The sequence below is a fragment of the Arthrobacter sp. ISL-65 genome, assembly GCF_018613795.1.
GTDB lineage: Bacteria > Actinomycetota > Actinomycetes > Actinomycetales > Micrococcaceae > Arthrobacter.
In genome coordinates this window covers 1-14,173 of the sequence record NZ_JAGGPN010000012.1, presented here as the reverse complement: position 1 = coordinate 14,173, position 14,173 = coordinate 1, and the positions used below count along the sequence as shown (strand labels likewise).

11 protein-coding genes and 1 pseudogene are annotated in these 14,173 nt (G+C 66.8%); 9 read left to right on the top strand and 3 right to left on the bottom strand.

All coding sequences use genetic code 11. The annotated features are described in order from the left end of the window. The first annotated feature begins 112 nt into the window (after positions 1-112). Entirely contained in the window at positions 113-1,087 is a 975-nt protein-coding gene (locus J7I85_RS05320) for an aldo/keto reductase (protein ID WP_214847619.1), read from the top strand. Positions 1,088-1,147: 60 nt separating this feature from the next. After that, positions 1,148-1,486: a DUF6457 domain-containing protein gene (locus J7I85_RS05315; RefSeq protein WP_214847617.1), complete on the top strand. Its 339-nt coding sequence runs from the start codon at positions 1,148-1,150 to the stop codon at positions 1,484-1,486. A gap of 43 nt (positions 1,487-1,529) precedes the next feature. Here the strand turns inward: J7I85_RS05315 and J7I85_RS05310 are convergent, their stop codons facing one another. Continuing rightward, positions 1,530-3,833 carry an FdhF/YdeP family oxidoreductase gene (locus tag J7I85_RS05310; protein WP_214847615.1) on the bottom strand — a complete coding sequence of 768 codons (2,304 nt, stop codon included), beginning with the start codon at positions 3,831-3,833 and terminating at the stop codon, positions 1,530-1,532. Between the two features lie 208 nt (positions 3,834-4,041). Here J7I85_RS05310 and J7I85_RS05305 point away from each other — a divergent pair, with 208 nt between their 5' ends. Both J7I85_RS05305 and J7I85_RS05300 read left to right on the top strand, forming a co-directional pair. Beyond that, a complete protein-coding gene (locus J7I85_RS05305; RefSeq protein ID WP_214847612.1) occupies positions 4,042-4,863 on the top strand; it encodes a CPBP family intramembrane glutamic endopeptidase in 822 nt (273 codons plus the stop codon). A gap of 85 nt (positions 4,864-4,948) precedes the next feature. After that, positions 4,949-5,608: a hypothetical protein gene (locus J7I85_RS05300; RefSeq protein ID WP_214847610.1), complete on the top strand. Its 660-nt coding sequence runs from the start codon at positions 4,949-4,951 to the stop codon at positions 5,606-5,608. Here the strand turns inward: J7I85_RS05300 and J7I85_RS05295 are convergent. Beyond that, entirely contained in the window at positions 5,605-6,573 is a 969-nt protein-coding gene (locus J7I85_RS05295) for an adenosine deaminase (protein WP_214847608.1), read from the bottom strand. The two genes, J7I85_RS05300 and J7I85_RS05295, sit on opposite strands and share 4 nt — an antisense overlap. A 185-nt stretch (positions 6,574-6,758) precedes the next feature. Here J7I85_RS05295 and J7I85_RS05290 point away from each other — a divergent pair, with 185 nt between their 5' ends. Then, the gene (locus tag J7I85_RS05290; protein ID WP_251023964.1) at positions 6,759-9,428 is read left to right on the top strand and encodes an excinuclease ABC subunit UvrA; all 2,670 of its coding nucleotides are present in this window, start codon (positions 6,759-6,761) and stop codon (positions 9,426-9,428) included. A 302-nt stretch (positions 9,429-9,730) separates the two neighbouring features. Beyond that, the gene (locus J7I85_RS05285; protein WP_214847606.1) at positions 9,731-10,450 is read left to right on the top strand and encodes a transglycosylase family protein; all 720 of its coding nucleotides are present in this window, start codon (positions 9,731-9,733) and stop codon (positions 10,448-10,450) included. A gap of 189 nt (positions 10,451-10,639) precedes the next feature. On the opposite strand, the gene J7I85_RS05280 is transcribed toward J7I85_RS05285, so the two are convergent. Continuing rightward, positions 10,640-11,167, bottom strand: coding sequence for a hypothetical protein (locus J7I85_RS05280; RefSeq protein WP_374102443.1), 528 nt, complete (start codon positions 11,165-11,167; stop codon positions 10,640-10,642). 265 nt (positions 11,168-11,432) lie between these two features. Here J7I85_RS05280 and J7I85_RS05275 point away from each other — a divergent pair, with 265 nt between their 5' ends. The 3 genes and pseudogenes from J7I85_RS05275 to J7I85_RS05265 all read left to right on the top strand — a co-directional run. Further along, complete coding sequence (locus J7I85_RS05275; protein WP_214847602.1) at positions 11,433-12,413, top strand: MSMEG_6728 family protein; 981 nt, start codon at positions 11,433-11,435, stop codon at positions 12,411-12,413. A 9-nt stretch (positions 12,414-12,422) separates the two neighbouring features. Continuing rightward, complete coding sequence (locus tag J7I85_RS05270; protein WP_214847600.1) at positions 12,423-13,283, top strand: NAD-dependent epimerase/dehydratase family protein; 861 nt, start codon at positions 12,423-12,425, stop codon at positions 13,281-13,283. Between the two features lie 135 nt (positions 13,284-13,418). Next, a pseudogene (locus tag J7I85_RS05265) lies at positions 13,419-14,173 on the top strand (HNH endonuclease); the annotation flags it as partial.

Below are 14,173 nucleotides of genomic sequence, written 5' to 3'. Positions count from 1 at the left end.
GGCGGCGTTTCGACGCCACGAAAGTGGAGCAAAAATGCAGCAAGTCGACTTATAGTGGCGACTACACCGCACCTCCCTGAGCCACTCCCGCAACCTACCTGAGGAGAGCCCCATGGAATTCCGCACACTTGGTTCACTTTCCGTCTCCAGTCTCGGCCTCGGCTGCATGGGCATGAGCGAGTTCTACGGAACCGGCGACGACAGCGAGTCCATCGCCACCATCCACGCTTTCCTGGACGCCGGCGGAACCCTGCTGGACACCGCGGACATGTACGGCCCGTTCACGAACGAGTTGTTGGTGGGCAGGGCGATCGCGGGCCGGCGCTCCGATGTGGTCCTGGCAACGAAGTTCGGCAACGAGCGGCGGGAGGACGGTTCCTGGGTGGGCATCAACGGCCGCCCCGGGTACGTCCGCTCCGCGTGCGACGCCAGCCTGCAGCGGCTCGGCGTGGACCACATCGACCTCTACTACCAGCACCGGGTGGACAAGACCGTCCCGATCGAGGACACCGTCGGAGCGATGGCGGAGCTCGTCGAGGCCGGCAAAGTCCGCCATCTGGGGCTGTCCGAAGCGAGCGCTGAGACCATCCGCAGGGCACACGCCGTCCATCCGATAACTGCGCTGCAGACCGAGTATTCACTCTGGGAGCGGGAGCCGGAGACGAAGGTTTTCCCCGTGCTGGCTGAGCTGGGAATCGGTTTCGTGCCCTACAGTCCCCTGGGCCGGGGCTTCCTCACCGGCCAGTTGCGTAGCCCCGACGACTTTGCTGCGGACGACTTCCGGCGGCACTCTCCCCGCTTCCAGGGCGAAAACTTCACCCGCAACCTGGAGCTCGTGGACCGGGTCAAGGAACTCGCAGATGAGAAGCAGTGCAGTCCGGCGCAGCTCGCCCTGGCCTGGCTGCTCGCCCAGGGCGAGCACATCGTGCCCATTCCCGGCACCAAGAAGCGCGAACGCCTGGCCGAGAACCTGGGCGCGGCCACCGTCGAGCTTTCAGCGGAGGACCTTGCCCGCCTTGACGAACTTGCCCCCGCGGGCGCTGCCGCAGGGGCGCGCTATCCGCACATGACCTCGATAGATACCTAGATCCCGCCCCTCCGCGCCCGCCGGGAGCGGAGGCAAAAACGAGCAAGAGAGGAAGTCCAAATGACGGGCATTACAGAGGGCGCCGGCGGCGCCGGAGCCACAGACCAGGACCTCGCCCAGTGGAGCCAACGGCTCATCCAGGCGCTGCAGATCCTGGATCTCAAGGTGGACCAGCAGCTGGTGGCACGCCTCGCCGCTGAGTCTTCCCGCGCGGTCAACGGAGAGGCAGGGCCCGTCACCGCCCTGTTGGTCGGCTACGCCGCCGGGCTGGCGGCGAAGGGCGGCAGCGCGACGCCACAGGACGCGGTGCAGTCGGCGGCCGACGTCGCCCTGCGGCTGTGCGAGCACGGAACCGAAGGCGGCCCGGACAGTGAGGGCTGGTCAAGCACCGCCCAGTGACCCCCGGACCCCGGAAGAACGCCGCCTCAGGAAGCGCTGGGCGCTACGCGGTCTCCGCGCTGGGCTCCAGGCGCACAAGCACAGCCTTGGACGCCGGCGTGTTGCTCCCCTCCGCGACGCTCTCCAAGGGCACCAAAACGTTGGCTTCCGGGTAGTAGGTGGCAGCGCAGCCGCTGGCCGTGGGATACGAAACGACGCGCAGCTTCCTCATCACCCGCTCCACATTGTCCTCGTAGACGCCGTGGATATCCACGAACTGGCCGTCGCTGAGGCCAAGCTCGGCGATGTCCTCCGGGCTGACAAACACCACGTCCCGGCCCTTCTTGATCCCGCGGTAACGGTCATTGTGCCCGTAGATCGTGGTGTTGAACTGGTCGTGCGAGCGGACGGACTGCAGGATCAACATGCCCGCGGGCCGCTCGATGCTCTCCAGGTGGTTGACGGTCAGCATGGCCTTGCCGGTGGGCGTGGTGAAGGTGCGCGAATCCCGCGGGCCGTTGGGCATAACGAAGCCGCCGTCTTGCCGGATCTTGCTGTTGTAGTCCTCGCAGCCCGCCACCACATGGGAAATGTGCTCCCGGATGAGGTCGTAGTTTTTCTCGAATCCCGCCCAGTCCGCGCTGGATTTCCCCTCGACCGTCTCCCGCGCGATCCGGCAGACGATCGCCACCTCGGACAGCAGGTTCGGCGCAACAGGCTCGACCCTTCCCGCCGAAGGATGAACGGCGCAAACAGTGTCCTCCACAGAGATAAACTGCGGGCCGGACTCCTGTAGGTCGATCTCCGTACGCCCCATGGTCGGCAGGATGAGGGCTTCCTGGCCCGTCACCGTGTGCGAGCGGTTCAGCTTCGTGGAGATTTGAACGGTGAGGTCGGTGTTCTCCATGGCCGCTTCGGCAGCATGCGTGTCCGAGATGGCGGCCACCAGGTTTCCTCCCAGTGCCACGAAAACTTTGATCCCGCCGTCGCGCATTCTTCGGATGGTTTCCACGGCGTCCGCGCCGTGCTCGCGCGGCGGGTCAAAGCTGAACTCCTCACCGAGGGCGTCCAGGAAGGCGGGCGGCATCTGCTCCCAGATGCCCATGGTCCGGTCCCCCTGTACGTTACTGTGCCCGCGGATCGGCGAGGCGCCGGCGCCGGGCTTGCCGATGTTTCCGCGCAGCAGGAGCAGGTTGATGATCTCCTTGATGGTGGCCACACCCTTCTTGTGCTGGGTGATCCCCATGGCCCACGTGATGATGACCCGGTCCGCCTTCAGATACCGGGCAGCGAGCTCGTCAATCTCGTCGCTGCGGAGCCCAGTGGCCGCGAGGACCGCGTCGTCGTCCAGCTCGTCGAGATGCGCTTTGAGTTCGTCCAGGCCCTCGCAGTGCTGCTCAAGGAACTCATGGTCCAGCACGGTCCCCGGATTTCTCGCCTCGGCGTCAAGGACCCGCTTCGAGATGGCCTGCAGTAACGCCATATCGCCGCCCACCCGGATCTGCAGGAACTGGTCCGCGAGGTCTGTGCCGTGGCCAATGATGCCCTTGACCTTTTGCGGGTTCTTGTACCGCAGCAGCCCGGCTTCCGGCAGCGGGTTGACGGCCACAATCTCGGCACCCGCCTCCTTGGCCTCCTCCAGCGCCGTGAGCATGCGTGGGTGATTGGTACCCGGGTTCTGACCCATGATGATGATGAGCTGTGATTTGGCGAAGTCGTCGTAGGTGATGGTGGCCTTGCCGATGCCGATGGTCTGGCCCATCGCCCAGCCGGACGATTCGTGGCACATGTTGGAACAGTCCGGCAGGTTGTTGGTGCCGAAGGCCCGCACGAACAGCTGGTAGATGAAGGCTGCCTCGTTCGACGTCCGGCCGCTCGTGTAGAAAGCAGCCTCATCCGGAGTTGCCAGGCCGTTCAGCTTCCGCGCCAGAATCCCGAAAGCCTCGTCCCAGCTCACCGGCCGGTAGTGGTCCTCCCCCGCTGGCTTGTAGACCGGCTCCGTGAGGCGGCCCTGCATCCCGAGCCAGTACTCAGTTCTCTGGCGCAGCTCGCTGACGGGATGCTCCGCCCAGAACTCCGATTCGATGACCACGGGCGTGGCTTCCCAGGTGACGGCCTTGGCCCCGTTTTCGCAGAACTCAAACGTCTTGCGGTGGTCCGGGTCCGGCCAGGCGCAGCTCATGCAGTCGAAGCCGTGCTTCTGGTTCAGGGCCAGCAGTGTCTTCTCTGTCCTGCTCAGGCCCATGTGTTTGATGGCCGGCTGCATGGAGTGGAGGACGCCAGGGATGCCGGCGGCCCACTCCTTGGGCTTGCCTACTTCGAGGTCCTTTTCGTCCGTCTCTTCCACGTCTGGGTTCTTGCGCGGCATGCTGCACACTCCTTGACTCGCCATCGTCCCGGTACTGCTGACCGCGGCACCATCGCCGCGGTGTTGCCTCCATCACAGGACTAGCAGTTATGGAAGGTCCCTGCAAGCATTTGGCCTCCTGACGCCGGGGTAGGCGGTCCTGCCCGCTGGCGCGCCAGCGCGGAAGGGGCGGACAATTGGAGCACCTGCAGAACTGTTTGGAGCCGACATGCGCCGACGGATGGGCTGGCTAAAGCACCACAGGCTTCTGGCATTCTTTGTCCTGGCCTACGCAATTTCCTGGGCCTTGTGGCCTCTCTACGCAGCCGGGCTAGTGACGCGAATGGAGTTCCTGCCGGTGGGTCCGCTGGCCGCGGCGATCATCGTCATAGCCTTGACGGAGGGGCGCCCTGGGTTCCGCGCCTGGGGACGACGGCTGATCCGGTGGCGTGTCGGGTGGATCTGGTACGCCGTTGCTCTTCTGCTCCCTGTGGTCCTCGTACTGGTTACGGGCTTCATCACCATGGCACTCGGCGCCGCAGCTCCGGGTCTCGCACAGCTCACGTGGACTGGCCTGCTTGCCGTGTTCGCCGTCCGGCTGGTGAATCCGCTCGACGGCCCACTCGGCGAGGAGCCCGGTTTCCGCGGCTACGCCCTCCCTCTTCTCCAGGCATCGCGCCCGCCGCTATTGTCCGCGGCGACCCTCGGCGTGCTCGTGACGCTGTGGCACCTGCCGCTGGTCCTCTTCGGCGGTTTGAACCCCATCGGTCTGCCGACGACGTTCGCCATCACCTTCCTCTACGTGTGGCTTTTCAACCGAACGGGCGGCAGTGTCCTCCTGACCTTTCTGTTCCACAACAGCCAGGGCACCTTCACCGTAGGATCCTTCGGCTTCGCCGCCGCCGGCGCGGGCCGCGCGGAGCTGATCTACTTCCTCGTCGTCGTGCTCGCGGTGCTTGCCACAGTGGTGTTGGACCGCCGGACCTGGCGCAAGGCACCGCGCTCGGCCACCGCCGTCGGGCGTTTCCCGCTCGGAATGCGTCCCATGTGAACGACGGCGGGTGGCCGGCACCGGGCGAACGGCGCCGGTGCTCCAAATCAGGACCCGCCATTCCCATCCACGTCAGGAGGCAAAAATGTCCTCACCGCTAGCCAGAGCCGCGGGTCCCATCGCCCTGGTGTCCGGCCTCGTCTTCGCCGCCGTGGACGTGGCCCGCCTGCTCGCTGCCGACAGGGGCCTCGACCGGATCGAGATGATGAGGCAGGCGCCTTTCCAGGTCACGAACGCCCTGTACTGGGTGGTGTTCGTCCCGCTCACGCTCGCCCTGGTGTGCGTCTACTTCAGGCTCGCGGGCCGGGCGGGCGGACTGGGCGCCGTCGGCTTCTGTTTCGCTCTGGTGGGCACCCTGGACATGGCCGGAAACATGTGGTTTGACGGCTTCGCTGGCCCTTGGATTACCGACGTGGCCCCCGGCGCGATCCTCGCCGGAGGGTCCGGAATGCTGGCCGTCGGCGCACTGTCCAGCTACATACTCTTCGCCTTGGGCTGGATGTTTTTTGGCATCGCCGGCTGGCGCTCAGGCATGTTCCCCTCGTGGATCGGCGTGGCATTCGTGGTGGCCGGCTTCCTTGGCTACAACGCCGGGCTGCCGCCCTACGGGATCCCCATCGGGCTGGTCATGGCGGCGCTGGGCTGGTGGATCATCCGGACGGGCGCGCCGGCAGCGACTACCAGTGGCCCAACAACCGGCGCCCCGGCCGACTCCGCACAGCCAAGTGCCCCGCCCGGTCCCTAGCCCGACAGCTCGGCCAGCAGCTCGTGTTTCCGCTCCTCACTGGCGAATGACGACCTGATCGAGTTCGCGGCGAGCCTGACCCGGTCGAATTCGGACAGGCCCAGGACTGACTCCAGCTGGGCGAAGTTGCTGTCCACATAACCGCCGAAGTACGCCGGATCATCCGAATTCACGCTGACGTTGAGCCCGGCGGCCAGCATGGCAGGCAGCGGATGGGCGGCCAGCATGTCCACCGCGCGGAGCCGGACGTTCGACAGCGGGCAGACCGTCAGCGGCACATGGTCATCGACCAGCCGCTCCACGAGGTCCGGGTCCTCCATGCACCGGATCCCGTGGTCGATCCGCTCCACGCCCAGTACGTCCAGCGCTTCCACGATGTACGACGGCGGGCCCTCCTCCCCGGCGTGCGCAATCTTCCGCAGGCCTGCTTCGCCGGCCCGGGCAAAAAGCCGCGTGAATTTCGACGGCGGGTTGCCCACCTCTGCGGAATCCAGGCCGATGCCGGCGATCGGCGCGTTTATCGCAAGAAGCCGCTCCAGGACCTCGAGCGCCGAGTCCTCGGACAGGTCGCGCAGGAAGGCGGCGATCAGAAGCGTCGAGATGCCGAACTCCTCCTCCGAGGTGGCGAGGACGGAAGCTACGCCGTTCACGCACGTCTCCAGTGCGACACCGCGCGAGAGGTGCGCCTGCGGATCCATCATGATTTCCGCGTGCCGCACCCCGGCCGCCGCAGCCCGCTCCAGGTAGGCCCGGGTCATGTCCGCGAAGTCCTGCTCGGTCCGCAGCACGGCCATGTTGGCGTAGTACAGGTCGAGGAACGACTGCAGGTCCGTGAACTCATACCGGCTTCGCAGCTCATCCAGGCCCGCGTACGGCAGCTCGATCCCGTTCCGCTCAGCGAGCGCAAAGATCAGTTCCGGCTCCAGCGTCCCCTCGATGTGCAGGTGGAGCTCCGCCAAAGGCATCGGGGACGGGGCCGCTACCAGCTCCTCTTCATCTAAAAGCGCAGTTTGCTCTGACGGCCCAGCTTGCTCTGAAGGCCCAGTTTGGCCTGAAAGAGCTGCGGGATCGATCGGTTCGGCGGCGGCGTCGTAAGTGTTCACCCCGACAGAATAGTCCCCGGACGGGCTATGCCCGTAGAGTCGAACAGATGCGGACTGAAGAGTATGCTGACCCCCTGGCCGATCTGGACTGGAGCCTGGATACCGGCACCGGTGCCCACCATTCTGCTGACGGCTTTGTCCGGGTGCGCGGCGCACGCGAGAACAACCTTCGCAACGTGGACGTGGCCGTCCCGCGCGACGCGATCGTCGCCTTCACCGGCGTCTCGGGATCGGGCAAGTCCTCTTTGGCATTCGGCACGATCTACGCCGAAGCCCAGCGCCGGTACTTCGAGTCCGTGGCGCCGTACGCCCGCCGCCTCATCCAGCAGGGCCACAATCCCAAGGTGGAAATGATCACCGGGCTGCCTCCCGCCGTCGCGCTTCAACAGCGCCGCGGCACTCCCAGCAGCCGTTCCACGGTGGGGACGGTGACCACGCTGTCCAACTCGCTCCGCATGCTGTTCTCGCGTGCCGGCAGCTATCCGGCCGGTGCCAGCCCGCTGGACTCGGATGCCTTCTCGCCCAACACGGCCGCCGGGGCATGCCCCGAGTGCCACGGCCTCGGTGTGGCGCACACCGTCACCGAAGCCTCCCTGGTCCCGGACCCGTCGCTGAGCATCCGGGAGGGTGCGATCGCCGCCTGGCCGACGGCATGGCAGGGCAAAAACTTGCGCGACATCCTCACCCACCTGGGATACGACGTCGACACCCCCTGGCGGGAGCTGCCCAGGAAGGACCGCGACTGGATCCTTTTCACCGACGAGCAGCCGGTCGTGGAAATCACGCCGCAGCGCGACCGCGTGGCCAAGCCGTACAAGGGCAAGTTTTGGAGCGCCAAGAGCCACGTGCTGCACACGCTGGCCGACTCGAAGAGCAACACAATGCGCGAACGGGTGCTCCGCTTCATGGAAACCGGACCCTGCCAGCGGTGCAGCGGCAGCGGACTCACGCCGGAGGCCCTGGCCGTGACGTTCGCCGGCAGGACCATCGCCGAACTCAACGCAGTGCCGATGGCCGAACTGGCGGACATCATCCGCCCGACGGCCGAGCTGAAGGAGGCCGGAACCGCGTCCCGCAAGCTGTCCTCCGGCGAAAGCCACGAGGTTGCCGTGGCCATCACGCGTGACCTCCTCCAGCGGATTATGGTCCTGCTGGATCTGGGACTTGGCTACCTCGCTCTGGGCCGCTCGACGCCCACCCTGTCCCCGGGCGAAATGCAGCGACTTCGGATCGCCACGCAGCTCCGCTCGGGGCTGTTCGGGGTGGTGTATGTGCTGGACGAGCCCTCTGCCGGGCTGCACCCCGCGGACGCCGAGCCCCTCCTGGCGGTGCTGGAGCAACTGAAGTCTTCGGGCAATTCCGTGTTCGTGGTGGAGCACAACATGGACATTGTGCGCCGCGCCGACTGGCTCGTGGACGTGGGTCCGAGGGCAGGAGAGGGCGGCGGCGAAGTTCTGTACAGCGGGCCAGTGGCCGGCCTCGCGGCCGTCGAGGCTTCCGTTACCCGCCCGTTCCTCGTTCCGGACGGTTCCAGGGGCGGTGCTGACGACGGCGGTACCACCGCCGGCGGTGACCGCACCGGCGGCGGCGAGCCTGACAGCAGCGTCCGTACCGGCCGCCGTCGGGAGCCTGGTGCTTGGCTGGAACTGAAGGACATCTCCCGCCACAACCTTCGCGGCCTCGATGCGGCCTTCCCGTTGCAGGTCCTGACGGCGGTCACCGGAGTGTCCGGCTCGGGTAAGTCGACGCTGGTCAGCCATGTCCTGGCCGGAGTGGTCGGATCCGAACTGCACGGCAACGGCGAGGGTGCAGACGCCGCTGCCACCGAGCTAACGGGGACCGAGCTAACGGGCGCCAACGAAGACCAGCCCATGGCGGACGGCGGCCCGGGCGCCCCGCTGAGCGTAGGTACCGTGACCGGCCTGCACCACGTGGACCGGCTGGTGACTGTGGACCAGAAACCGATCGGCCGAACGCCCCGGTCCAACCTGGCCACCTACACCGGGCTCTTCGACGCCGTGCGAAAGGAGTTCGCCGCTACTGACGAAGCCCGGGCGCGCAGATACGGGGCCGGGCGATTCTCCTTCAACGTGGCGGGCGGGCGCTGCGAGACCTGCCAGGGCGAGGGATTCGTCGCCGTCGAACTGCTCTTCCTGCCCGGCAGCTACGGCCCCTGCCCGGAATGCGGCGGCTCACGCTACAACCCCGAAACCCTTGAAATCACCTACCGCGGCAAGACTGTGGCCGACGTCCTGGGCATGACCGTGGACGCGGCCGCGGAATTCCTGCAGGACGTTCCAGCCGCTGCCCGCAGCCTGCAGACGCTCCGGGAAGTCGGACTGGGCTACCTGCGGCTCGGGCAGCCCGCCACGGAACTGTCCGGCGGAGAGGCCCAGCGCATCAAACTCGCCACCGAGCTGCAGCGCGCGCGCCGCGGCCACACGCTGTACTTGCTGGATGAGCCCACCACCGGGCTGCATCCGGCGGACGTCCGGCTCCTCATGGCCCAGCTGCAGCGCCTTGTGGACGCGGGAAACACGGTGGTCGTGGTGGAACACGAAATGGACGTGGTGGCGGAAGCAGACTGGGTGATCGACCTCGGACCGGCCGGCGGGGACGCCGGCGGAGAGATCGTCGCGGCCGGAACGCCCGCCGCCGTCGCCGGTTCACCGGACAGCCGGACGGCGCCTTACCTGGCTTCCGCCCTGAATTCCTAGCGCCGAATGACAGCCCTGCGAATCCCCGTCTGGCAGCTTGCGGGGTCTCACAGCGCCGTGCCGGACTGCCCTTAAATCGCTTGACTGTCAATAAAGATCTCGATTTGATAACGGCGTGCAACACCTTTAGGGTGAGACACATGCCCGCGCGACGCGGGCCCATGAATGCCCGGTGCCGCCACCACCAGTTACTGCCCGGCCGGCGGATACCGAAATGACCTCTAGTTCGTCAGGGGGCGGGCAGTAGCGCGACAACGTCCGGGGACGGACCGAGCGCGGGTGGCCTCAGGAGCATCCCAATAATGAAAAAGTCGACATTTAGCACTGCCGCGCGCCGTGGAGTCACCCTGGCCGCCGTTTCCGCAGCAACTCTGGCGCTCTCCGCCACGGCCGCCAACGCAGCCACGCCTACCGCCAGCGCCTCCACGTGGGACGCCCTCGCCCAGTGCGAGAGTGGCGGCAACTGGTCCACCAACACCGGCAACGGCTTCTCCGGCGGCCTGCAGTTCACCCCGCAGACCTGGGCTGCCTTCGGCGGAACCGGCTCCCCCCAGGGCGCCTCCCGCGCGCAGCAGATCGCCGTGGCCGAAAAGGTCCAGGCCAGTCAGGGCTGGGGCGCATGGCCCGCATGCTCCGCCAAGCTGGGCCTGAACGGCGGCGGTGGCGCTCCTGCACCGCAGATCCTGCCCCAGAGCGCGCCGGTCCAGGCCGCACCTGCCCAGGCGCCGGTCCAGGCCGCACCCGTCCAGGCTCCGGTTCAGGCTCCGGTTCAGACGGCTCCCGTGGCGCAGGCCCCGGTGGCCGCCGAAGTTCCGGTCCAGGCCCCCGCCGAGGCCCGCCACGCTGCCGCCGTCGCCGTGAGCGGCCAGACCTACACGGTCCAGGAAGGCGACACCCTGAGCAAGATCGCTCAGCAGCTCGGCATCCAGGGCGGCTGGCAGCAGCTCGCTGACGCCAATACCGACACCATCAGCAACCCGAACCTGGTGTTTGTGGGCCAGGTCCTGCAGCTGCCTGCCTAATCTGGCTGGTCAGGCCGCTTAGCGGCACTGCATTAGAGCTCGACGCCGGGCGGTCCCTTTCGAGGGGCCGTCCGGTTTCGTTTTGCATGGCTCCACCAATAACGACGCCGGGCGCCCCCTAAATGGGGGACGCCCGGCGTCGTAATTAATTGCCTACAGCGTGACGGCTGGAAGCGTCAGTATTCGGCCTTAGGCCACGGCGGGGAGTTCCCGGACGATGCGCACCTTCCAGGCGGCGTCGTCGCTGGTGTCGAGGAGGGCGACAGTACCCGACGCGAGGTGCAGGGCAACCCGCTTGGCGTGCAGCAGCTCGAGGTAGAGGTGCTCGTTGACGCGAGCGGGGCTGTCGACTACGAACTTCACGGCGTCGCGCACCTTGCGGTAGTTGTCGCTGCGTTCGCGGTGCAGGTGCAGCTCGAGCTCGTGGCGCAGCTTGACGCGCGGCTCGTGCTTGTTCAGCCAGTTCACGGCAGCGTGGACGCCGATCACCAGGGCCAGCGAGAGGGCGTAGATCCACCAGCCGGTGGACATCAGGAAGAGCGGCAGGTTGGCGACGGCCACCACGGCGATGAAAACGCGCAGGGCCACGAGCCGGCGCAGGGTCAGCGCAACGGAAGCAAGCGCAGTGCGGAAACGGTGCTGGTCCTTGCGCGCAGCGGACGGATCAAGCGTAAACTCGTCCAGAACGAGGATCCCGTTCGCATCGGCGCCCAGCATTTGGCCGTATTTCGGAACGAACAGCTGAGGCTCCTGTGACGCGTGTGAATTCGCTTCCGCGGGGGCGGAGGACAGGGGCGCGGGCGAGGTAAGAGTCATGAGTTGGCTTCCAGACGCTGGTGAGGTTTCGGATATCTTAGTGGATTAATCAACCTTCCGTATGCATAGGTCCACAATGTGAACATCCGACTGTCCATTTTGGCGACTGACTGTGCCCTCCGGCACTTCAATTGGCACATGGCGCCAAGGACGGCAGACTGAAGGGATGCAAACCTTCCTTCCCTATCCCGATTTCCGGCAAAGCGCGGCCGCGCTGGACACACCCCGGCTGGGCAAACAGCGCGTAGAAGCGCTGCAGACACTCCGCGCGCTGGTCATCCCGGAATACGGATGGCAGTCACACCCCGCCATTCGGATGTGGATGGGGCACGTTCCCGCGCTCACCATGTACGGCCTGGCCATGGTTGACGAGTGGACCAAGCGCGGCTTCGCCGACAACACCCGGGACAACATCCGCGAGTTCGCCCCGCAGGCTGCGCACCCTGACTACGCAGCCAAGATTCTGCTTCCGCCGTGGCTCGGCGACCCCGAGTTCCACCTGAGCCACCGTTCCAACCTGATCCGCAAGGACCCACGCTTCTACGAAGAGGTCTTCCCGGGCACCGAGCATGGCCTGGAGTACGTCTGGCCGGAACCAAGGCACGAGTTCCTGCCGGAGGATCCAGAGGGTGACGTTCTGTGGATCCTTCGCGAGCACGTCGGCCACGGCGACCCCGAGCAACTGGACAAGGTTGGGCTTCCTGCTGTGGGGCGGGCGGCTTCCGCTGCTGCGCCCGCTTCTGCCTTCGGCGACGGTTCCGTCGACGGTTCCGGCGCTGCCGGTGAATCCGGTGCCGGCGGGGAATCCGACGACGACTACCAGTTCGTCTACGCGGAGGAAGCGTCGCGCCGCCCATCCAAGGTGGCCCGCAAGGCCGCGGCCAAGCCGCTGGTGAAGAAGCCGTCGCGGAAGCGGCAGCGGCAGGAATCGGCTTTCTCGACACTTCCCGGCAAGTCGCCGGTGGCCGTGCCGTTCGACGGCGGCAGCAAGTTCGCCGTCGGAATGGTCGTGGGCCGTCCGATCACGCTCGACGACGGGCGCTTCGGCCGCAATTTCCAGGTCACCGACATCATCGACCGGTCAGAGTTCGACTACCCGGCGCTGCTGCAGGACCCGCGCGTCTTCTTCCCCGTTCCGGCCCTCTAGCCCGCGGCTATGACTATCCTTCTCGCCGGCTGCGGCGACCTCGGCACTGAGGCGGGCCTGCGGTTCGCCGCAGCGGGCCAGCGGGTGGTGGGCTGGCGGCGCTCACCGGACAAGCTGCCGGCTGAGATCGAGGGCGCCGCTGCCAACCTAAGCACCGCCAAACTGCCGCCTGTCCCGGCGGACACCACCGCCGTCGTCATCGCTGTGGCAGCGGATGCGCCTACGGAAGAGGCCTACCGAAGCGCGTACCTGGACGGCGTGGCGCATGTGCTCGACGCTCTTGAGCGCGACCATGTGACGCCCGAACGCGTCCTTTTCGTCTCGTCCACGGCCGTGCATGGCGACGCTGGAGGCGGATGGATCGATGAAAACACGACGCCGGAACCCGCGGGATTCTCTGGTCGCATCATGCGTGAGGCCGAGGAGCTCCTGCTGAAGCGGCTCGATGGAACGAGGACCTCACCTATCGTGCTCAGGCTTGGCGGCATCTACGGTCCCGGCCGCACCAGGCTCATCGACCAGGTCCGAACAGGCTCGGCCATCATCCCGGACCAGCCACGCTTCACCAACCGCATCCACCGAGACGACGCCGCAGGTGCCATCGTGCGCCTGTGCACCATGAGTGCTGTGCCGTCGCCGGTCTATCTGGGCGTGGACAACGATCCGGCGGAGTTGGGCGACGTCCTTCGTTTCCTGGCGGCCGAGTTGGGGATGGACGTCCCATTGACAGGTTCCCTGGGCGATGCCCGTGGTGGCAACAAGCGGTGCAGCAATGCGCTGCTTCGGGAAACAGGGTATTCGTTCAAGTACCCAACCTTCCGTGAGGGCTACCGTGACATTCTGGCCGGGGTGGGCGTGCGCCACCCCTGATTCAATGCACCGCCCATGGAGAGATGCGGCCGGTATAGGCGGGGGCCAAAAGTTTTTTCAAAAACTTTTAGCTATTCGTCCACAGTGACCCTGATCACCCCTAAAAATGTCAGAGCCCGTTGAGATAGTTTTCCTATGGAAGCCTATGGAGAGCACGGAGCGAACAGCTCAACCGGGACTGACGTCTCCGGCTTGACCGCGGCTGCTCTGCTGCGCGGCCGCGGGCTTCGCAGCGTCCCAGCCGCCGGTTCCGCAACGCTAGGCTCGGCAACTCCCGGCCCGGTATCAGCTGATGTGGCAGCTACTGAGCTGGCGTCGCCAGTGCCGGCCACTCGTGACTTGAAGGCGGCCCTGGCGCTGCTGGACACGGCGACCACTGCGGCACCGGACGAGCTGGCCGGAGCCAACTTCCTCCAGGCGGCCGATTTCGCAGAGCTCACCGAGGAACTATCCCGCAGAGTCGATTACCTCCAGCTCCAGGCCGCCGACGCGGTGGACCGGACGCGGACCGAGGCCATCAACGCCGCCGAGACCGCCAGCCGCACGGCAGGCTGGACCACCGGCTGGGGCACGGAACCCGAACCCGCTGCGGCTACCGTCTCCGGATCCGAGGGGGCCGCGGCTGCCGGCAACACGGCAGGCGGCGCTGGTGCCGCCACACCAGCGGTCCCGGCGGGCGCGGTGACGTGGTCCGCGGCCGATGACGGGGCCCGGAGCACCGCCGAGTTCCTCCGCACCCGGCTCCGGATCAGCTCCACCGAAGCCCGCCGCCGCCTCGCCCTCGCCGGCGCCACCCTCCCCCGCACCGGACTCGTTGGGCGGCCCATGCCACCGGCACACGAAGAAGCCGCCGCCGCCCTCACCGCCGGGATCATCGCCTCCCGCGCCGG